The following is a 19,363-nucleotide window of genomic DNA, read 5'->3' as shown; positions in this document are numbered from 1 at the left end:
GTCGATGACCGGGGTAGCCCGCGTTTGCAATTAACCAGCGTCTGCAATTATTGTGAGGTCTCGTAAAGCGCACCCGCAACAGTCTGGAAGGGGTCCCTCCATGCCTCTCGCGCTTCTCGCCCTCGCGATCGGGGCCTTCGGTATCGGAACCACGGAATTCGTGATCATGGGATTGCTCCCAGAGGTCGCGGGTGACTTCGGCGTCTCCATCCCCACGGCCGGCTTTCTGGTGACCGGCTACGCGCTCGGCGTGATGTTCGGCGCCCCGCTGATGACCGCCCTGGGCACGCGCATCCCGCGCAAGCGGATGCTGATGCTGCTGCTCGGCTTCTTCATCGTCGGCAACCTGCTCTCCGCCGTCGCGCCCGTCTTCGCCGTCATGCTGATCGGCCGCGTGGTCGCCTCGCTCGCCCACGGTGCGTTCTTCGGCATCGGCTCGGTCGTCGCGGCCGAGCTGGTGGCACCGGAGAAGAAGGCCGGAGCGATCGCCATGATGTTTACGGGCCTGACCGTCGCGAACGTCGTCGGTGTCCCGCTCGGCACGTACATCGGCCAGTCGGTCGGCTGGCGCGTGACGTTCACGGTCGTCGCCGGACTCGGTGTCATCGGCCTCGTCGGCATCGCCAAGCTCGTGCCCGACCTGCCCAAGCCGGAAGGTGTGCGGCTGCGTCACGAGCTGGCCGCGTTCAAGAACGTGCAGGTCGTGCTCGCCATGGCGATGACCGTGCTCGGCTTCGGCGGGGTCTTCGCGGCCATCACCTACATCGCGCCGATGATGACGCACGTCGCGGGCTTCGCGGACGGCTCCGTCACCTGGCTCATGGTCCTCTTCGGCCTCGGCATGGTCGCCGGCAACCTCGTCGGCGGAAAGTTTGCCGACCGCGCCCTGATGCCCATGCTGTACGTGTCGCTTGGCGCGCTCGCCCTCGTGCTCGCTCTGTTCACGGTCACCGCGCACAACCAGGTGCTGTCCGCGATCTCCATCGTGTTGATCGGCGCGTTCGGCTTCGCGACCGTGCCACCGCTGCAGAAGCGCGTCCTCGACCAGGCGTCCGGCGCCCCGACCCTCGCCTCGGCCGTCAACATCGGCGCCTTCAACCTCGGCAACGCCCTCTCCGCCTGGCTCGGCGGCATGGTGATCGCCGCGGGCCTCGGCTATACCTCCCCGAACTGGGTCGGTGCCGTGCTCGCCGCGGCAGCCCTCGTCCTGGCCGTGCTGTCCGCGGCCCTCGAGCGCCGCACGTCCGCCCCGAGCCTGATCGTCGCGGCCACCGAGCAGCCGCGTACCGAGCCGGCCCGCCACTGATCCACGCCCCGGGAGGCGGGGCCCGATGTCGCCCTCGCCCCACAGCCCCCTCAGCACCATCCCGCAAGGAGCATCACCTCATGAGCACCACCGCCGTCACCCCACTCAGCACGCAGGACGCCGAGACCCTGGTCGCCGCCGCTCACCTCGCGGCCGAGGCGGCCGGAGTCACCGTCAGCGTCACCGTCCTCGACGCGGGCGGGCACCTCCTGGCCTTCCGCCGCGACGACCGCGCCGTCCTCATCTCCGGCGAGACCAGCACGCGCAAGGCGTACACCGCGCTCCAGCTGAACGCCCCCACCGCCGACCTCGTCGACCTGGTCAAGCCCGAGGGCCCCTTCCACACCCTGCCCACCGCGCTGGACCGGCCGTTGCTGTTCATCGCCGGCGGCCTGCCGGTCCACCGCGACGGACGGCTCATTGGTGCCATCGGTGTCGGTGGCGGCGCCCCCGAGCAGGACCACGGCTTCGCCACCGCGGCCGTGGAGGCCCTCGCGTAACAGCTGGACGTGCGTGCCGCATCCGCCCCGAGTCACCGCAACACAGCGGTACTTGGGGCGGACGCTTGCTCAGCCCGCGGCCACGGTCAGCGGTGCGAAGCGGCGGGTCCAGTCGCCTGGCAGACCTGAAGACCCGTAGCTCATCACCGCGTTGAGGCTGACGGCATCGAGGCCACTTTCCTTGAGCCACGCCAGCAGCTCTTCGTGGCGCACGTCGATGTCGGTGCGCAGCGGCCGGTCCGTGCCCGCCGCGAGCGAGGCCACGAGGGCCTGTGCCGTCGCGGTGTCGCGGGCGATGAGCGGGCCGATGACGTGGGTGTCCTCGTTGGGCCAGGCGGCCGCGAAGCCGATGAGCCCGCCACTGGGCCCCTCGTCCACCGCCACCCGCAACTGGTCCGCGAAGGCCGGAAGTCGCGTGATGACCTGCGTACGGTCCGGGCCGAAGACCTCAGCGTCCAGGCGGAGGATGGCGGGGAGGTCCTCTGCTGTGGCCGCGCGGGTGGAGACAACAGGCAGGGACCCGCCCGCGGCGAAGCGGCCGCGCACCATTTCGGCCCGCCCTGTGACCTTGAAGCCCAACTCCTCGTAGAGCGGCCGCCCGTACGGCGTCGCGTGGAGTGTGAGCGGGGTCGTGCCCGCCCGCTCGACGACGTGGCGCATCAGGCGCCTGCCGATGCCCTGCCGTGCATGCTGCTCGGCGACCAGAACCATGCCGATCGCTCCGAGTTCGGGCCGCTCGCGGGGTCCGTACTCGGTCACTACGCACGCGCTGACGAGACCGCCGTCGGGGTCGTCGATGCCGTAGCCGGTACCGGCGGAGAGCAGTAGCCGCCACTTGTGTTCCTCACGGGGCCAGCCCCGGTTCTCGGACAGGTCGGCGCAAGCGAGGACATCGCGCGGGGTGAGGCGGCGGATGGGCTGGCTGGAGGGGGAAGGTGTCGACACGCAGGTCAGGCTGTCCGACTTCGCCCCGCGGCGTCCACCGCTTTGTGAAGAGTGACCCGGCGCTTTCGGCCGCGCCGGGAGTTTCACGTGAAACATGGCGCCGGGGGCGGCTCTCGCCCGCGCTCGACGGCGCGGGACGCGCGAATTGGCGCGCCGAGGCCGGTAATTGAGGAATTTACGAAGTGGCCGGAGTTCGCTTAATCCGCAGTTATGCCGGTAGGGGGTTGTCGACTTCGAGGCGGCCGGTATCGTCGGGTCCGGATCGCGCCGGGTGGCCGAAGAAGGCCGAGGGGAAGCCCGTGGTGCGCGCAGGCCCACGCAGCCTAACGGGACGGAGAGATCGAAGACCTGCACTTTCCGCTTTGCGTTCTGGGCAATGACACCGGATGGCAGGCTGCGGTGAGAGGACTGCGGACAATGTCACACTCTCACCTTACTTGTCAGTAGCCGTCCGGAATGCAGTGTTCAATGTGGACTGCATTGTCGTCGAGGCACGCGGGGGAAAGCCCATCGTTTCCGGGTGCGGAACAGCTCGGGAGTACGTTGACCGACCGAAATATGTTCGAGGCGAGGCACAGCATGGACGCTCCGACCACTACGCCGTCGGCCGATTCCGGTTCGGACGGTGGGGGCTGGTTCACGCCGCGCACGGCCCCGGCCCCGCAGCCGCCCACCACCGGTTCCGGCCAGGAGGCGACGCAGGAGGAGCACCGAATACCGGAGCCGCGCCAGGCACCGGCCGTGCAGCAGCCGCAGCCGACACAGCAGACGCAAGCGCCCGCCCCGCCGCGCGCCGCAGAGGCACCCGGCCCCACGGCCGCCTCTGCACGCACCGCTCCCCATGCCTCCCCCGACGCGATCCTCATCCGCCGCACCATGGAGGAGATCGGCCCCGTCGCGGACAGAGTCACGTCGTACTTCTACGCGCTGCTCTTCGTGCGGCACCCCGAACTGCGCCCGCTCTTCCCTGCGGCGATGGACACCCAGCGCGACCGGCTCCTCAAGGCGCTGCTGACCGCCGCCGAGCACATCGACAACAAGGACGTCCTCGTGGCGTACCTGAAGAATCTGGGCCGCGGGCACCGAAAGTACGGCACGCAGGCCGACCACTACCCGGCCGTCGGCGAGTGCCTGATCGCCGCGCTCACCCAGTACGCCACCACAACGTGGAACGCGGAGACCGAGGCCGCCTGGGTCCGCACGTACACGACGATCTCCCAGGTCATGATCGACGCGGCGGCCGAGGACGAGCTGAGGGCACCGGCCTGGTGGCTGGCCGAGGTCGTGTCGCACGACCTGCGCACTCCCGATGTCGCGGTGGTGACCGTACGGCCCGATCAGCCCTACCCGTTCCTGGCCGGTCAGTACACGACGCTGGAGACACCCTGGTGGCCGCGGATCTGGCGGCACTACTCGTTCGCGTCAGCGCCCCGCTCGGACGGGCTGCTCTCGTTCCACGTGAAGGCGGTCCCGGCGGGCTGGGTCTCCAATGCCCTCGTGCACCGGGCCCGCCCCGGCGACGTGCTGCGCCTCGGCCCGCCCGCCGGCTCCATGACCGTCGACCACACCACGGACAGCGGGCTGCTCTGCCTGGGTGGTGGCACCGGCATCGCGCCCATCAAGGCGCTCGTCGAGGACGTGGCCGAACACGGGCACCAGCGCTCGGTCGAGGTGTTCTACGGCGCCCGCACCAATCACGACCTGTACGACATCGACACGATGCTGCGCCTCTCGCAGAGCCACACATGGCTCTCGGTGCGCCCCATCGTCGACCAGCAGGCCCACCTCCAGCTGCCGGACGCGGTACGGGAGTACGGCCCCTGGAACGAGTACGACGCGTATCTCTCCGGGCCGCCCGGCATGATCCGCAGCAGCATCGACACCTTGCGGCGCATCGGTATCCCCGGCAGCCGCATCCGGCACGATTCGGTCGAGGACCTGGTCGCGGCGGTGGACTGAGACCGCGACATGCCTCCTACAGCGAGGTGTCAGCCCAGATCGGGTGCGTGCATCGCACGGACCCCCTCGATGTTGCCGTCCAGGTAGTGACGCAGCGAGAGCGGCACCAGATGGACCGAGGCGATGCCGACGCGGGTGAACGGCACCCGCACGATCTCGTAGTCGCCGCACGGGTCCTCGATCTCGGGCCCGTGCCGCTCGTCGGTGTCCATCGACTCCAGTCGGCAGACGAAGAAGTGCTGGACCTTCACGCCGGTCGCGCCGCCGTCCTCGCCGATGTGCTCGACGGTGTCCACGAAGCAGGGCACCACGTCGATGATCTTGGCGCCGAGTTCCTCGTGCACCTCGCGATGGAGGGCGTCCACGACGGTCGTGTCCTCCGGCTCGACCCCGCCACCGGGAGTTACCCAGTACGGATCGACGCCGGGCTTGGTCCGCTTGATCAGGATCAGGTCGTCGCCATCCAGCAGGACGGCGCGTGCGGTGCGCTTGACCACGGGTCGGACGGTCATGGGAGAAATGTGGCCCGGCTGGTTCCACGTGAAACATCCCGCATCGCTCGGCGCCCGCTCACGACCAGTCGACGGCAGCGCGCAGCAGCCACTCATGCGCCCGCGCGATGTGTGGCATGGCGAGTGTGCCGGTGCGCACCACCAGGAAATACGTACGCAGTGGCGGTACGGGCGGGTCGAGCAGGGCGACGATCTGCCCACGCTCCAAGTTCTCCTCGCACAGATAGCGCGGCAGGACCGCGAGTCCGGCACCCGCGATCACACAGGCGAGTACGGCGCGCAGATCGGGCACGACGACCGTGGCGGACACGGCGGGCCGGGAGTCGAAGACGGCGGCCCAGTAGCGGCTGACCAGGGGCAACGACTCGTGCACCTCGACCACTGGGAACTTCTCCAGGGACGGCGCCGCGTCGCGGTGCAGCATGCCGGGGCCGATCCGGGCGGCCAAACGGGGGGCGGCGGCCAGCACGTGCTCCTCGTCGCAGAGCGGAGTCGCCGTGAGCAGGGCGCCGCGTGGATGGGCCGTCGCGATGGCCAGATCGTGATGCCCCGCAGCCAGCCCTTCCAGGGTTTCCTCGGCCGTACCGAAGCTCGCCCGCAACGCGATGCTCTGCCCGTTGTCTCGGGGCAGGGCTGTCAGCGCGGGCAGGGCGCGCTCCGCGGTGAACTCCGGGGGCCCGGCCAGGTGCAGGGTGCGCCCGGCGGACTCCTCGTCGAGCCCGGCTTCGGCTATCTCCACGAGGGCGTCGAGATGCGGAGCCGCCTTGTGGGCCAGCTCGTCGCCGATCGTCGTGGCCGTCACGCCGCGCGCCTGGCGCAGGAAGAGCGGGCGCCCCAGCTGCCGCTCCAGCGTGCGGATCTGGGAGGTGACCGCCGGTTGGGACAGCCCGAGCAGAGCGGCGGCACGGGTGAACGAACCGGCGCGGTGCACCGTCACAAAGGTGCGCAGTAAGGCGAGATCCATCGCGGCACGTCTCCCTCCCCAACCCCCCGGCCGCGCCCAACTATAAATAAGTCGATAGGTCTCTGTCGCTACAGTGATTGGACACTGACACAGAGTCAACTAGCCTTGTGCGCGCGGTTCTTCGCGCGCAAGAACCGGGACGGTCCGAGCCACGAGGGGGGAGGCTCGGACCGTCCGTTGTACGTAGCGCGGTACTAGGGCCCTTCTGACGGATCTTGCTGGGGTCGCGGGCCCTGGTGCGCACATCTGCTGCGTTGTCGTCGGTTGCCAACGCTCCGCGTTGTCGCCCTCCTCCGCCTTGCAGCTGCACGCACCAGCCCCCGCTCGCGGAGCCGAATGGAGAGGCCTCCCGCATCCAGCCTGGTCCGTCAGAAGGACCCTAGGGCCCGTTCCGGCCGCGTGGTGAACTCACCCGTCGTGGGCCTCGTCCAGCGCCCGCAGCACGTCCGCCACCAGGTCCTCGGTGTTCTCGGCGCCCGCTGAGAAGCGGATGAAGCCCTCGGTGACGGCATCCCCGCCCCAGCGCCCGCGCCGCTCGGCAGTGGACCGTACGCCGCCGAAGCTCGTCGCGTCGTCCACCAGGGTCAGGGCTTCCAGGAACCGCTCGGCCCGGACGCGCGAGGGCAGCTCGAAGGCGACCACACAGCCGAAGCGCCGCATCTGACCTGCGGCGACGCGGTGGGACGGATCGTCGGGCAGACCGGGATGGCGCACCCTGGAGACGTCCGCGCGTGCCAGTAGGGCGTGCGCCACGGCCAGTGCGTTGGCGCTCTGCCGCTCGGCGCGCAGCTCGAGCGTGGCGAGGGACCGGTGCGCGAGCCAGGCCTCCATCGGCCCCGGAATCGCCCCGACGATCTTGCGCCAGCGTTTCACCGAGGCGACCAACTCGGCGTCGGCGCACGCGACGTAGCCGAGCAGGACATCGCCGTGACCCGTGAGCTGCTTGGTGCCGCTGGCCACCGCGAAGTCCGCGCCGAGCTCCAACGGGCGCTGCCCGAGCGGCGTCGCGAGCGTGTTGTCCACCGCGACGAGCGCCCCGTGCGCGTGGGCGGCGTCGGCGAGGCGCCGGATGTCGCAGACGTCGAGGCCGGGGTTGGACGGCGTCTCCAGCCACAGCAGGCGCGCCCCGTCGAGCACGTCGAGCTGCGCGTCACCGCCGGTCGGTGCGGTCCGCACCTCGATTCCGTACGCCGTGAGTTGCTCGCGGACGAGCGGGAAGACCTGGTAGCCGTCGGCCGGCAGGACCACCGCGTCACCGGCGCGGAGCTGCGAGAAGAGGACCGCGGAGATCGCCGCCATGCCGGAGGCGAAGGCCAGCGTCTCCACACCGGAGCGCCCCGGAGCCTCCAACTCGTTGATGGCGCGCTCGAGATGCGTCCACGTCGGGTTCTCGTCGCGGCCGTACGCATAGGGCCCCGACACATCGCCGGGCAAGTGGAAGTGTGCGGCGAACACCGGCCCCGGCAGGGTCGGTTCGTTCTTGACCGGTTCGGGCAGACCCGCCCGGACCGCCCGCGTGCCGTCTCCCGGCTCCAGTGCTGAGCGCTCCGTCATGCGACCCGTCCCTCCACTGCTTCGCGTACGGATACGAGAAGGCCGTCGGAGGCCGCCTCGACCAGCTTCAGGCACTCCTCGAAGCCTCCCAGATCGCCGTAGTACGGATCGGGGACTTCCAGGTCCGAGGCGGCGGCCCCGGCATCGTAGGAACGCAGCAGCCGCACCTTCTCGGCGTCCTCGGGTGTCGACGCCAGGCGGCGCAGTGTCCGCAGATGGCCGTGGTCGAGTGCGACGACCAGGTCGAGGCGGGCGAACCAGTCGCGGTGGAACCGGCGGGCCGTGTGCTCGGAGCCGTAGCCGTTCTCGGTGAGGACGCGGACGGTGCGCGGGTCGGCGCCGTCGCCCTCGTGCCAGCCGTCGGTGCCCGCGCTGTCGACCTCGACGAGGCCGTCGAGCCCCGCCTCCTCGACGCGGGCGCGGAAGACGTGCTCGGCCATGGGCGAGCGGCAGATGTTGCCGGTGCAGACGAAACAGACGCGGTAGGTCATCCTCTGACGCTCTCAGTCCTTGCCGTCGGGCAGTACGACGTTCAGCGCCCAGGAGACGATCGACACGATCAGGCCGCCGAGGATCGCGGTCCAGAGGCCGTCGACGTGGAAGCTCAGGTCCACCTGGTCGGCCAGCCACGACGTCAGCAGCAGCATCAGGGCGTTCACGATCAGCGTGATCAGGCCGAGCGTGAGGATGAACAGCGGGAAGGTCAGGAGCTTTACGATCGGCTTCACGATCACATTGACCAGGCCGAAGATGAGGGCGACGAGGACCAGCGTGCCGATCTTCTTGCCGGTGCTGTCGCCGGTGAGGGTGATCTTGTCGAGCACCCAGACCGCGACGGCCAGGGCTCCCGCGTTGGCGAGCGTCTTGACTAGGAAATTCATCATGTGTCTGATCGTGGCAGACGTGACTGGTGACAGGGGTGGAGAGGGCGATGAAGTCGTTCCGGTTGGATGAGCTCGAGGCGGAGAGGGCCGCCAACGACGGGGCGTATCTGCAGTTCCTGCGGGAGCGCAATATGTCGGTCGGGCTGTACGCACTCGACGCGGGCACGCAGGACCCGCAGCAGCCGCACAACCAGGACGAGGTCTACCTGGTGGTCAGCGGGCACGGTTCGATCACCGTCGGCATGGAGACCACTCAGGTCGCCCGGGGCAGCGTGGTGTACGTGCCGGCCGGTGTCGCGCACAAGTTCCACCACATCAGCGAGGACCTGCGCGTCCTCGTCGTCTTCTCGCCTCCGGAGGGCTGAGGGGGTCGGCCTCACGGGCGGGCCGCACCTCGGGGTTCCCTAAGGGTCGGGTCAGGGGAGGACAAGGGATCGGACAGGCCCGCGCGGGCCTGCGACGTGCCAACATCGAAGCAGAAGCTCGAGGCAGCAGAAGCTCGAAGCAGCAGTAATCGAAGCAGCAGTATCGAAGAGACAACGAAGGAGCGATGGCAGTGCGAGAGATATTCGCGGACATGCCGTGGTGGGTGAAGTGGGTCGCGGTGCCGGTCATCGCCATCGTCGTGTTCGGCGGTCTGATCGCGAGCGTCGTCGGCTTTGTGATCGGCCTGCTGTTCAAGGTGCTCGTGTTCGCCGCTCTGGTGGGTGGACTCATCTACGTAGTGCGGAAGTTCCTGGTCGGTTCGTCGTCGCGGAGCCGCGACTGGTGAGGCCGCACTGAGGCCGCACGCACTTGTGTGCGGGTCCCGGTCGTTGCGTCGCGCGACCTTTCGCACGACCGGGGGAAGTTTCCTTGCGCGGCGGGCGCCAATCGGTGGCCAAGGGTTAGAGTCCGGAATTCGATGGCTTTAGCCCCCTGCGAGCCTCGAACACGCGGGGGTTCCCCACGCGCATCGGGAGTGAACCTTGGCCACGGTCGATACCGCACCCGCCGCCGCCCCGCAGACACTCATCGGCTCCGTACAGCGGGCCATGCGACTGCTCGAGGCGGTCGCTTCCCATGACGACGGGGCGCCGGCCAAGCAACTCGCGCGGGAAGCCGGCCTCGCCCTTCCCACCGCGTACCACCTGCTGCGCACGCTGGCCCATGAGGGATATCTCCGCCGGGAGAACGGCGTCTTCGTATTCGGTGCCGCCGCCGAGCGTTTGAGCAGCAGCGGAGCACAGCAGAATCGTCGCGGCATGATCACCGACGCGCTCCGGCACTGGCGCGACACCATCGGCGTCCCGGTCTATTTCGCGGTCTACCGGGACGGCGAGATCGAGCTCGTCGCCGTCGCCGACTCCTCGTCCAATCCGGCCGTCGAGGAGTGGGCCGACTTCCGGGAGACCGGCCATGCCCACGCCATCGGCCAGTGTCTGCTCTCCCAGCTCGACGAGGGGGCCCGCAAGGACCATCTCGACCGCTACCCCGTGCAGCCCATCACTCCGTATTCGGTCCGGGACGACCGTGCGTTGCTACGGAAGTTGAACCGGGTGGGCCGCATGGAACCGCTCGTCGAGCGTCAGGAGTACGCGCTGGGTGCGGCCTGCGCCGCGTTTCCGCTGACGATCGGGTCGGCCGCGGCAACTTTGGCCATTTCTCTCCCTTCCCATCAGGCGGAGCAACTGCTGCCCACAGCACGGCAGTTGCAGCACGAGATCGGCAAGCTTGTAGGAACACTCGCCTTCTCTATCAGCATTTGAAAACTCACTCCTTGTGATCCCGTGTGTACGTTGAGCAAGATGCCAGCAGTGGCAGGGAGGTAGTTTCCTGGCCAATCGACGGCAAGTTGACGGGGTAGGCGATGCGCGAGTCGGTACAAGCAGTCCAAGCAGAGGTCATGATGAGCTTCCTCGTCTCCGAGGAGCTCTCGTTCCGCATTCCGGTGGAGCTCCGGTACGAGTCCACCGATCCCTACGCCGTGCGGCTGACCTTCCATCTCCCCGGAGACGCGCCCGTGACCTGGGCGTTCGGCCGGGAACTCCTCGTCGACGGGGTCAACGGGGCCAGCGGCGAAGGGGATGTACAGGTCACACCGGTGGAGCTGGTGGGTGGCGCCGTCGGCGAGATGCCGGGAGAGGTGCACATCAGACTCCAGGTCGGTGCGGATCAGGCCCTGTTCCGGGCCGGGGTCGCACCGCTCATCGCGTTCCTCGACCGGACGGACAAGCTCGTCCCGCTGGGCCACGAGGAGTCGGGCGTGGACTTCGAGTCCGACCTCGACGAGGCTCTCGACCGGATCCTCGCCGAGGAGCAGAGTGCGGGCTGACTCCCCAGCGGCTCGCACGACACCGGATCAGAGGTAACGCTTCAGCAGCGCGGTGCACCCGAGCAGTTCCGCGCCTTTCAGCGTTTACGCCGCCGGCCTCGGCCACCGCGTCCAGGAGCGGGAGCGTCCTTCGCGGGCTCCCGTGTCTCCGGGCGGTCGGCGGAGACCACGAGCGCGGCCAGTGCGGTGGTCACCGGCACCGAGGCGACGAGGCCGATCGAGCCGACCAGCGTACGCACGATCTCCTCGGCCACCAGCTCACTGTTGGCCACGTCGGCGACGCTGCTCTGCGCGATGGAGAAGAGCAGCAGCAGCGGCAGCGCCGCCCCCGCGTAAGCCAGGACGAGCGTGTTGACGACGGACGCGATGTGGTCGCGGCCGATGCGGATCGCCGCCCGGTACAGGGCGCGTCGGCCCAGCGTCGGGTTCGCCTCGTGCAGCTCCCACACGGCAGAGGTCTGTGTGACCGTCACATCGTCGAGCACGCCGAGCGAACCGATGATGACGCCGGCGAGCAGTAGACCGCTCATGTCGATGTCCGGGTACAGGCCGTGGATCAGCCCCGTGTTGTCGTCGGTATTGCCCGTCAGGGCCGCCCAGCCGATGAACAGCGAACCCAACAGGCCGATCAGCAGCAGAGAGACGAGGGTGCCGAGCACGGCGACGGAGGTTCTGGCCGTCAGGCCGTGACACATGTAGAGCGCGATCAGCATGATCGCGCTGGCTCCGACCACCGCGACGACCAGGGGGTTCGACCCCTGCAGAATCGCGGGGAGGATGAAGAGCGTCAGCACCAGAAAACTGACCGCGAGCGCGACGAGGGCCATGACGCCGCGCATCCGGCCCACCACGACCACGGCCAGGGCGAAGATTCCGGCCAGCAGGACCATCGGAACCTTGCGGTTCACATCGGTGACCGAGTACTGCAGGTCCTTGGGCGCGTCCGGCGCGTAGGCGGCGATCACCTTCTGGCCCTCGTGCAACTGCCGCGGTGAATCCGGCTGTACGACCTCGGTGAACGTGCGGCCCTTGTCCTTGCCGCCGTCGATCCGGATCGTCGCGTTTTCACAGGTGCCACCAGGATTCTGCTTGCCTGTGGTGCCCTGCTGCGCTGTGGCGTCCCCGGTCGGGCTCTGCCCCTGGGCGTGCACGGACGAGCAGTCGACCTGTGCGACCCGGGTGACCGTGGCCTGCTGCGTCTGCCGGTCGAAGCCGACACCGCTGCGCTCGTGCGGCGGTGCGCCGCCCGGCCAGAGCACCGCGAGACCCACCACGACCGCGACCGAGAACGGGATCAGGACGGCCGCGATCACTTTGCGCAGGTGCCGCGAGACAGGCGCCGCTGGACCGTGGCTGTGGGAGTGCCCATGCGGCGGGTGGGACGGCGGAGCTGGGGGCTGCTGGCTGGTGGTCACCGCCAGATCATCGCAAGAACGGAGGGGGCCCTCTGTTCAACGCGGCGTACGCCACGTTAGCGTGGAGGCGCTTTTGCCATCGCGGGAGCTCGGAGCACCGGGCTGAGAGGGCGCTGACCTTCGTCCCAGCGCGTTTCACGTGAAACAGCGTGGAGTTGCGCGACCAGGGGACGGATATCGCTGCGTCGACCGCTGAACCTGTTACCGGGTAATGCCGGCGTAGGGAGTAGGTCTCATGACCACAACGGACGCGCACACGCCTGCCTCCAGCTCGACCGCGGAGGCCGGCCAGTCCATCGGCTGGCACAAGGGGTACATCAGGGGCTCGCGCCCCGACCTCCAGGTGCCGGTCCGTCAAGTGCACCTCACCAATGGGCAGTCGGTGACGTTGTACGACACCTCAGGTCCGTACACCGACCCGACCGTCGACACCGATGTCCGCCGCGGTCTCGCGCCGCTGCGGGAGAACTGGATCATCGCCCGCGGCGACACCGAGGAGTACGCGGGTCGCCCCGCCCGTCCCGAGGACGACGGCATCAAGCACACGTCGCCGCGCGGCGGGGGGCTGAAGAATCTCGACGCCGTCTTCCCCGGCCGCCCGCGCCAGCCGCGCCGCGGCCGGGACGGACGGGCCGTGACCCAGCTCGCGTACGCACGCCGGGGGGAGATCACCCCGGAGATGGAGTACGTGGCCATCCGGGAGAACGTCGCGCCGGAGGTCGTGCGTGAGGAGATCGCGGCGGGCCGGGCCGTGCTGCCCGCGAACGTCAACCACCCGGAGATCGAGCCGATGATCATCGGCAAGCGTTTCCTGGTGAAGGTCAACGCCAATATCGGCAACTCGGCCGTGACGAGCTCCATCGAGGAGGAGGTGGACAAGATGACCTGGGCGAGCAAGTGGGGCGCCGACACGGTCATGGACCTCTCCACCGGCCGCAACATCCACACCACGCGTGAATGGGTGCTGCGCAACTCCCCCGTCCCGATCGGCACCGTGCCGCTCTACCAGGCGCTCGAAAAGGTCGACGGCAGGGCCGAGGAACTGACCTGGGAGATCTACAAGGACACGGTCATCGAGCAGGCCGAGCAGGGCGTGGACTACATGACGGTCCACGCGGGCGTCCGCCTCCCGTTCGTCCCGATGACCGCCGACCGCAAGACCGGCATCGTCTCCCGCGGTGGCTCGATCATGGCCGCGTGGTGCCTCGCGCACCACAGGGAGAGCTTCCTCTACGAGCACTTCGAGGAGCTCTGCGAGATCCTCGCGGCGTACGACGTCACGTACTCGCTCGGCGACGGCCTGCGTCCCGGCTGCATCGCGGACGCCAACGACGAGGCGCAGTTCGCGGAGCTGCGGACGCTCGGTGAGCTGAACTCCATCGCCAAGCGCCACCATGTGCAGACGATGATCGAGGGCCCGGGTCACGTCCCGATGCACAAGATCAAGGAGAACATCGACCTCCAGCAGGAGATCTGCGAGGAGGCGCCGTTCTACACGCTCGGCCCGCTGACCACCGATGTCGCCCCGGCGTACGACCACATCACGTCCGGGATCGGCGCCGCGATGATCGCCTGGTGGGGCACGGCGATGCTCTGCTACGTCACACCGAAGGAGCACCTGGGCCTGCCCAACCGGGACGACGTGAAGACCGGCGTCATCACGTACAAGATCGCGGCGCATGCGGCGGACCTCGCCAAGGGCCACCCGGACGCGCAGGCCTGGGACGACGCGCTCTCCGACGCACGGTTCGAGTTCCGGTGGGAGGACCAGTTCAACCTGGCCCTCGACCCGGACACGGCGCGGGAGTTCCACGACGAGACGCTGCCGGCGGAGCCCGCGAAGACGGCGCACTTCTGCTCGATGTGCGGGCCGAAGTTCTGCTCGATGAAGATCTCGCAGGACATCCGGCGCGAGCACGGCAGCACGTCCTCGGAGATCGAGGAGGGCATGGAGCAGAAGTCGAAGGAGTTCGCGCAGGCCGGCAACCGCGTGTATCTGCCGATCGCCGACTGACCGCGTGAAGCCGTGACGGCATGACCGCGTGACGGTGGGGCCCCTCGTGCGCGAGGGGCCCAGTGTCCGTCGCGGCCAGGCGGCCACCGGAGGGTCAGTCCGGCTGGTGGTCCGGGCCGCCGAAGTCCGGGCTGGAGAAGTCCGGGCTCGAATAGCCGGCGCGCTGGCCCGTGGCCGTGCCGCCGCCGTCGGGGCTGCTGAACCCCGGCCTGTTGTAGCCGAGTTGCGGCATGCGCCCGCCGGAGCCGCCGCGGCCCCCGAGGTGCGAGCCGCCGCCCGCCGAGGGATCCGCCAGGGCGTCCCGCAGGAACGGCAGGATGCCCCGGTCCAGGAGCGCGACGCGCCAGGCCTCCCTGGCCTGCTTCACTTCCTCGCTCGCCTCGCCGTGCGCGCTCGCCTGGAGCGACGTCGAGCCATTGCGCAGCGCCGCGATCAGCAGGCAGACGGCCGCGACGAGGATGCTCGCCGCGGTGATCGCGCCGAAGACCCAGCCGAAGGTGCGCAGGGTCCTGGCGAAGCCCGGAACCGGGTTGAGCATGCTCAGGACGTAGCCGACGATCAGGAAGATCAGGGCCGCGGTCCCGGCCAGGACCGGGACGAGCACGACGGCGACCGCGGCGACGCCCGGACCCGTGCTCTCCCCGCTGGAGTTGCCTCCTTCGCGTAGCGGACGCAGGAGCCGCGGCGTGGAGCGCAGTTCCTCGCGGACCTTGACGTAGCGCTGGTACTCGTCGGCGGCCGCCGTGTTGATCAGGGCGGCGGCGCCGAGCGCCATGGTGCGCAGCTGTTCGGGGTTGAGCCGCCGGCCCACTGCGGCGAGTTCAGGCCGATTCGGTGCGGTACGCAGCGCGTCATCGAGGAGCCGCTCGAACTCTGGACGGTCCTCGTTCAGCAAATGCGGAGCGCTGTTCATGTGCATCCCCCGATGCTCCGTAGGGCTTGGTGGCCCGCATGGGTGCGAGCCGTCGGGCAGAAACGGAGGGGAGCCTGCTACGGATAAGCCGATGGTAGAGCTGTCACGGCACGCGGTGACAGGGGGTTTCCGGAAATTGGCCGGGCGGCCGGTCGGATCCTCCGCTTTCGCGTCTGCCCCGCGAAGTCTCAGATATCCATGGGGAGTTGCTGGACGAGCAGTTTTCCGGCCATGGTTACGCCGCCGTCCATGGCGATGGCCAGGCCGTTCGCGTACACATGCGGGCCCTCGACGGGGGGCCTGCCGGCCTCGCTGTCGCCGTCCTCACCACCGACCTCGCCGAGCAGATACGGGATCGGGCTGTGGCCGTGCACGATGCGCGAGCCGCCAAAGGCGTCGAGGAGCTGCCGCACCGCGCCGGGTCCCGACTCCTCGTCCTTGAACGCGAACCGCTTGGTGAACTTGCGGAACAGGTCCCAGCACTCGTCCGCGTCATTGCGCGTGAGGGTCTCGCGCACCGTGTCGTTGACGGCCTCGATGGAATCGCCGTAGTCGAGATACGCGGTGGTGTCCGAGTGCGTGAGCAGGTGGTCGTCCTCGATCTCGATCGCGTCGAGCCGGGACATCCACTGCAGGTGCACGTCCTGGAGGCGGTCCATGTCGGCCTTCTGCCCGCCGTTGAGCAACCAGGCCGCCTGGAACGTGGCGGTGCCCGCGCCCGAGTTCACGGGCGTGTCGCCGAACCGCTTCGCGCCGAGCAGCAGCAGCTCGTGGTTGCCCATGAGCGCCTTGCAGTAGCCGCCCGCTGCCGCCGCCTCCGCGGACAGCCGCATGACGAGGTCGATGACGCCGATCCCGTCGGGCCCGCGGTCGGTGAAGTCTCCGAGGAACCACAGGCGCGCGGTGCCCGCCGCCCACTCGCCCTCCGCGTCGATCAGGCCCTGCTCGCGGAGCGCGGCGAGCAGCTCGTCGAGGTAGCCGTGCACATCGCCGACGACGTACAGCGGGCCGAGGCCCTCGTCCCCCGTGGGCGCGGGCTGCGCCGCCTCGATCCGGACGGTGTCGCCCTGGTCGATGACCGGCAGATCGCGCTCGGTCGGCGTGTAACCGACGGGATGATCCTCGGGATTCTCGGCGCCGGGCGGGGCGACGTCGGGGTCCGTCGGCTGCACGTTCGCCGGTACGTCATGGACGTACGCGGGAACACGGAAGTCGCGCAGCGTCTCCGTGTCCGCTGCGGATCCCAGACCGGCCCCCTGAGTCATCGACCCCTCCACCACCATTGCGCCGCCTGTGCACCGTATCGGACTGCCTGGTCGCAGCGGCCCGCGGTGTCGTGCGCCCATCATAGGAATGCGGCTCGCGCTGTGTGATGCACCAGGGGTGGTGAATCGGTGACGGGCGGCTGATCGCCGTGCATTTCTCCCGAATTGGTGTGGACTTTTCTCTTCGGTGGAGCAGATGGAGGGGGCGGTCGGGGGCGGTCAGCCCTGTCCCGGAGAGCGGGGAGGGCTGACCGTGGTGCGGTGTGGGCGTCGGTGGGACGAGGTCCGCACGATGAGTTCCGTCGGCATCACCTGCTCGACCGGCTGGTCGGAGTCGAGCCCCTCGATGGCGTCGATGAGGAGCTGCACGACGGACGTCCCGATCCGCCGCGGTTTGAGCGAGAGGGTGGTGATGGGCGGTTCCGTATTCGCGTAGACGGTCGACTCGCTGCAGCACACCAGCAGCAGATCGTCCGGGACGCGTAGCCCGTAGCGGCGCGCGGCCGCGAGCAGATCGGTGCCGTTGGGATCGAAGAGGCCGTAGACCGCGTCGGGGCGGTCGGGCCGGGCGAGCAGCCGGTCGGCTGCGACGGCGCCCGCGCACGGGTCGTGCGCGGGGTACGACTCGTAGACCGGTTCCTGTCCGATGCGCTCGCACCAGCGCAGATACGCCGAGGTGGAGAGGTGCGTGTACGTGTCGGTGGTGGTGCCGGTCAGCAGGCCGATGCGGCGGGCGCCGGACTCGGCCAGGTGGTCGAGGATGCCGAGCACGGCGGCCTCGTGGTCGTTGTCGACCCAGGCGGTCACGGGCAGGGTGCCCGCGGGACGTCCGTCGGAGACGACGGGCAGGCCCTGACGGACCAGCTCGGTGACGACCGGATCGTGGTCGGAGGGGTCGATGACGACGGTGCCGTCGAGTGCGACGTTCGACCAGACGTCATGGCGTGAGGTGGCGGGCAGGATGACGAGGGCGTACCCGCGGGCGAGCGCGGCGGAGGTGGCGGCGCGCGCCATCTCGGCGAAGTACGCGAATTCTGTGAAGGTGAAAGGTTCATCCCCGTACGTCGTCACGGTCAGGCCGATGAGGCCCGATTTCCCGGTACGGAGCGTGCGAGCGGCCGCGGAGGGGCGATAGCCCAACCGTTCGGCGACCTCGCGGACGTGGCTTCGGGTGGCGTCCGGGAGCCGGCCCTTACCGTTGAGCGCATCGGACACAGTCGTGATCGAGACCCCGGCGGCTGCGGCAACATCTCTGATACCTGCCCGGCTCGGCCGGGTGCCCTTGCGGGGCGTCTCTGCCCGGCTCACCTGGTGCTTCCCTGCTGCTGTCATGGCGAGCCGATAGTAGGGCTCATTCGGCTGCATGGTGGGGGTGCATATGCAGGCGTTGACAGGCACGTTTCTGCAAGGTGATTACCCATCATCAACCTTTAAATAAAAGGGAGTTGAAGGGTTCCACTATGGCACTTCGCTTGTCGTCACGCATGGGCCTGCCAAGTCGGCGATGTTGCGAGTAGGTCTCAACTCACCTTCACGGGTGATGCGCGCCACGGCGCGAGCCACCGGCGCGCGCCAGGGCGAGGAGCGCTCCCCCCTCTCCGCGCGCCTTGGGGAGGGGCGGGACCCGGGCCGTTGGGGAGCGTGGCGAATCCTCTTAAGGTGAGCAGTATTGGAACGGTGCCCACAAGGAGGACTGCGGTGAGCGAGATCAACCCCAAGCTGCGTGCGGAGCTGGCGGGGATCCCTGCCTACAAGCCCGGCAAGCCGGCCGCTGCCGGGGGGCCAGTGGCGTACAAGCTGTCCTCCAACGAGAACCCGTATCCTCCGCTGCCCGGAGTGATGGAGCAGACGATCGCGGCCGCCGGGACCTTCAACCGCTACCCGGACATGGCGTGCACCGGCCTGATGAACGAGCTTTCCGACCGTTTCGGTGTGCCCCTCGCGCATCTGGCCACGGGGACCGGCTCGGTCGGTGTCGCGCAGCAGCTGCTCCAGGCGACCGCGGGGCCGGGCGACGAGGTCATCTACCCGTGGCGGTCCTTCGAGGCGTACCCGATCATCACGCAGATCAGCGGCGCGAAGTCGGTGCAGGTGCCGCTCACGGCGAGCGAGGACCACGACCTGGACGCCATGGTCGACGCGATCACCGACCGCACGCGCCTCATCTTCGTCTGCAACCCCAACAACCCCACGGGCAATGCCATCCGCCGGGCCGAGCTGGAACGGTTCCTCGACCGGGTGCCCTCCGATGTCCTGGTGGTCCTCGACGAGGCGTACCGCGAGTTCATCCGCGATCCCGAGGTGCCGGACGGCGTCGAGGTCTACCGGGACCGGCCGAACGTGGCGGTGCTGCGGACCTTCTCGAAGGCGTACGGACTCGCGGGGCTCCGCGTGGGTTTCGCCATCGCGCACGATCCGGTCGCCGCGGCGCTGCGCAAGACGGCGGTGCCCTTCGGTGTGAGCCAGCTCGCGCAGGACGCGGCGGTCGCCTCGCTGCGCGCCGAGGACGAGCTGCTCGGCCGGGTCGGCTCGTTGGTGACCGAGCGCACGCGGGTCGTCGAGGGGCTGCGGGCGCAGGGCTGGACGGTGCCCGAGACGCAGGCCAACTTCGTGTGGCTGCGCCTGGGGGAGAAGACGACGGACTTCGCGGCGGCCTGTGAGCGGGCGGGCGTGGTCGTGCGGCCGTTCGCGGGTGAGGGTGTGCGGACCACGGTCGCGGAGACCGAGGCCAACGACATCTTCCTGCGGACGGCCGAGGAGTTCCGCAAGGAGCTGTAGAGCACCGCGCGTTGGCGCGTGGATCGTAGTGACAGGGGTC

General features: G+C 69.2%; 19 protein-coding genes. 9 read left to right on the top strand and 10 right to left on the bottom strand.

All coding sequences use genetic code 11. The features are described from left to right. Positions 1–100 precede the first annotated feature (100 nt). Both ABT004_RS07225 and ABT004_RS07220 read left to right on the top strand, forming a co-directional pair. Entirely contained in the window at positions 101–1,306 is a 1,206-nt protein-coding gene (locus tag ABT004_RS07225) for an MFS transporter (protein ID WP_351332188.1), read from the top strand. Between the two features lie 80 nt (positions 1,307–1,386). Then, positions 1,387–1,806, top strand: a complete 420-nt coding sequence (locus ABT004_RS07220) for a GlcG/HbpS family heme-binding protein (protein ID WP_351332185.1) — start codon at positions 1,387–1,389, stop codon at positions 1,804–1,806. 69 nt (positions 1,807–1,875) lie between these two features. Here the strand turns inward: ABT004_RS07220 and ABT004_RS07215 are convergent, their stop codons facing one another. Then, positions 1,876–2,751 carry a GNAT family N-acetyltransferase gene (locus tag ABT004_RS07215; RefSeq protein ID WP_351332182.1) on the bottom strand — a complete coding sequence of 292 codons (876 nt, stop codon included), beginning with the start codon at positions 2,749–2,751 and terminating at the stop codon, positions 1,876–1,878. Positions 2,752–3,309: 558 nt separating this feature from the next. On the opposite strand from ABT004_RS07215, the gene ABT004_RS07210 reads away from it, so the two are divergent. Beyond that, positions 3,310–4,710 (top strand): globin domain-containing protein, encoded by a 1,401-nt coding sequence (locus tag ABT004_RS07210; RefSeq protein ID WP_351332180.1) that lies wholly within the window; start codon positions 3,310–3,312, stop codon positions 4,708–4,710. Between the two features lie 29 nt (positions 4,711–4,739). Here the strand turns inward: ABT004_RS07210 and ABT004_RS07205 are convergent, their stop codons facing one another. The 5 genes from ABT004_RS07205 to ABT004_RS07185 form a co-directional block, all read right to left on the bottom strand. Next, positions 4,740–5,222 (bottom strand): NUDIX domain-containing protein, encoded by a 483-nt coding sequence (locus ABT004_RS07205; RefSeq protein ID WP_351332177.1) that lies wholly within the window; start codon positions 5,220–5,222, stop codon positions 4,740–4,742. Between the two features lie 58 nt (positions 5,223–5,280). Beyond that, entirely contained in the window at positions 5,281–6,186 is a 906-nt protein-coding gene (locus tag ABT004_RS07200) for a LysR family transcriptional regulator (protein ID WP_351332174.1), read from the bottom strand. A 408-nt stretch (positions 6,187–6,594) separates the two neighbouring features. After that, positions 6,595–7,740, bottom strand: a complete 1,146-nt coding sequence (locus ABT004_RS07195) for a cystathionine gamma-lyase (protein ID WP_351332171.1) — start codon at positions 7,738–7,740, stop codon at positions 6,595–6,597. Then, on the bottom strand, positions 7,737–8,231 hold the full coding sequence (locus ABT004_RS07190) for a low molecular weight protein-tyrosine-phosphatase (RefSeq protein WP_351332168.1): 495 nt from the start codon (positions 8,229–8,231) through the stop codon (positions 7,737–7,739). Before ABT004_RS07190 ends, ABT004_RS07195 begins: the two co-directional genes overlap by 4 nt. A gap of 12 nt (positions 8,232–8,243) precedes the next feature. Further along, complete coding sequence (locus ABT004_RS07185; protein WP_351332165.1) at positions 8,244–8,624, bottom strand: phage holin family protein; 381 nt, start codon at positions 8,622–8,624, stop codon at positions 8,244–8,246. 47 nt (positions 8,625–8,671) lie between these two features. Between ABT004_RS07185 and ABT004_RS07180 the strand changes: the two genes are divergently transcribed. From ABT004_RS07180 to ABT004_RS07165, 4 genes are all read left to right on the top strand, one after another. Then, positions 8,672–8,989: a cupin domain-containing protein gene (locus ABT004_RS07180; protein WP_351332162.1), complete on the top strand. Its 318-nt coding sequence runs from the start codon at positions 8,672–8,674 to the stop codon at positions 8,987–8,989. Between the two features lie 191 nt (positions 8,990–9,180). Next, positions 9,181–9,396 carry a DUF5326 family protein gene (locus ABT004_RS07175; protein ID WP_351332288.1) on the top strand — a complete coding sequence of 72 codons (216 nt, stop codon included), beginning with the start codon at positions 9,181–9,183 and terminating at the stop codon, positions 9,394–9,396. 196 nt (positions 9,397–9,592) lie between these two features. Next, complete coding sequence (locus tag ABT004_RS07170) at positions 9,593–10,372, top strand: IclR family transcriptional regulator (protein WP_351332159.1); 780 nt, start codon at positions 9,593–9,595, stop codon at positions 10,370–10,372. Between the two features lie 101 nt (positions 10,373–10,473). Next, positions 10,474–10,938, top strand: a complete 465-nt coding sequence (locus ABT004_RS07165) for an SsgA family sporulation/cell division regulator (protein ID WP_351332156.1) — start codon at positions 10,474–10,476, stop codon at positions 10,936–10,938. A gap of 77 nt (positions 10,939–11,015) precedes the next feature. Here the strand turns inward: ABT004_RS07165 and ABT004_RS07160 are convergent, their stop codons facing one another. Then, positions 11,016–12,353 (bottom strand): YibE/F family protein, encoded by a 1,338-nt coding sequence (locus ABT004_RS07160; RefSeq protein WP_351332153.1) that lies wholly within the window; start codon positions 12,351–12,353, stop codon positions 11,016–11,018. A 235-nt stretch (positions 12,354–12,588) separates the two neighbouring features. On the opposite strand from ABT004_RS07160, the gene thiC reads away from it, so the two are divergent. Beyond that, the gene (gene thiC, locus ABT004_RS07155) at positions 12,589–14,367 is read left to right on the top strand and encodes a phosphomethylpyrimidine synthase ThiC (RefSeq protein WP_351332150.1); all 1,779 of its coding nucleotides are present in this window, start codon (positions 12,589–12,591) and stop codon (positions 14,365–14,367) included. A 94-nt stretch (positions 14,368–14,461) separates the two neighbouring features. Here thiC and ABT004_RS07150 read toward each other — a convergent pair whose 3' ends face one another. The 3 genes from ABT004_RS07150 to ABT004_RS07140 all read right to left on the bottom strand — a co-directional run bounded on the left by ABT004_RS07150 (position 14,462) and on the right by ABT004_RS07140 (position 17,877). Continuing rightward, positions 14,462–15,286 (bottom strand): hypothetical protein, encoded by an 825-nt coding sequence (locus tag ABT004_RS07150; protein ID WP_351332148.1) that lies wholly within the window; start codon positions 15,284–15,286, stop codon positions 14,462–14,464. Positions 15,287–15,468: 182 nt separating this feature from the next. Beyond that, positions 15,469–16,545 (bottom strand): metallophosphoesterase, encoded by a 1,077-nt coding sequence (locus ABT004_RS07145; protein WP_351332145.1) that lies wholly within the window; start codon positions 16,543–16,545, stop codon positions 15,469–15,471. A 219-nt stretch (positions 16,546–16,764) separates the two neighbouring features. After that, a complete protein-coding gene (locus ABT004_RS07140) occupies positions 16,765–17,877 on the bottom strand; it encodes a LacI family DNA-binding transcriptional regulator (RefSeq protein ID WP_351332142.1) in 1,113 nt (370 codons plus the stop codon). A gap of 366 nt (positions 17,878–18,243) precedes the next feature. On the opposite strand from ABT004_RS07140, the gene hisC reads away from it, so the two are divergent. Beyond that, a complete protein-coding gene (gene hisC / locus ABT004_RS07135; RefSeq protein ID WP_351332139.1) occupies positions 18,244–19,323 on the top strand; it encodes a histidinol-phosphate transaminase in 1,080 nt (359 codons plus the stop codon). Positions 19,324–19,363 lie beyond the last annotated feature (40 nt).

It is taken from the genome of Streptomyces sp. NPDC002790, assembly GCF_040295505.1.
Lineage (GTDB): Bacteria > Actinomycetota > Actinomycetes > Streptomycetales > Streptomycetaceae > Streptomyces.
Note: the sequence above shows the minus strand (reverse complement) of the source record. Positions and strands in the feature narration are given on the sequence as shown.

Bases quoted from the DNA above. Each gene is read 5' to 3' on its own strand.
- ABT004_RS07225 (WP_351332188.1), top strand. From the start codon at position 101: ATGCCTCTCGCGCTTCTCGCCCTCGCGATCGGGGCCTTCGGTATCGGA.
- ABT004_RS07220 (WP_351332185.1), top strand. From the start codon at position 1,387: ATGAGCACCACCGCCGTCACCCCACTCAGCACGCAGGACGCCGAGACC.
- ABT004_RS07210 (WP_351332180.1), top strand. From the start codon at position 3,310: ATGTTCGAGGCGAGGCACAGCATGGACGCTCCGACCACTACGCCGTCG.
- ABT004_RS07205 (WP_351332177.1), bottom strand. From the start codon at position 5,222: ATGACCGTCCGACCCGTGGTCAAGCGCACCGCACGCGCCGTCCTGCTG.
- ABT004_RS07200 (WP_351332174.1), bottom strand. From the start codon at position 6,186: ATGGATCTCGCCTTACTGCGCACCTTTGTGACGGTGCACCGCGCCGGT.
- ABT004_RS07195 (WP_351332171.1), bottom strand. From the start codon at position 7,740: ATGACGGAGCGCTCAGCACTGGAGCCGGGAGACGGCACGCGGGCGGTC.
- ABT004_RS07190 (WP_351332168.1), bottom strand. From the start codon at position 8,231: ATGACCTACCGCGTCTGTTTCGTCTGCACCGGCAACATCTGCCGCTCG.
- ABT004_RS07185 (WP_351332165.1), bottom strand. From the start codon at position 8,624: ATGATGAATTTCCTAGTCAAGACGCTCGCCAACGCGGGAGCCCTGGCC.
- ABT004_RS07180 (WP_351332162.1), top strand. From the start codon at position 8,672: ATGAAGTCGTTCCGGTTGGATGAGCTCGAGGCGGAGAGGGCCGCCAAC.
- ABT004_RS07165 (WP_351332156.1), top strand. From the start codon at position 10,474: ATGCGCGAGTCGGTACAAGCAGTCCAAGCAGAGGTCATGATGAGCTTC.
- thiC (WP_351332150.1), top strand. From the start codon at position 12,589: ATGACCACAACGGACGCGCACACGCCTGCCTCCAGCTCGACCGCGGAG.
- ABT004_RS07150 (WP_351332148.1), bottom strand. From the start codon at position 15,286: ATGCACATGAACAGCGCTCCGCATTTGCTGAACGAGGACCGTCCAGAG.
- ABT004_RS07145 (WP_351332145.1), bottom strand. From the start codon at position 16,545: ATGACTCAGGGGGCCGGTCTGGGATCCGCAGCGGACACGGAGACGCTG.
- ABT004_RS07140 (WP_351332142.1), bottom strand. From the start codon at position 17,877: ATGACAGCAGCAGGGAAGCACCAGGTGAGCCGGGCAGAGACGCCCCGC.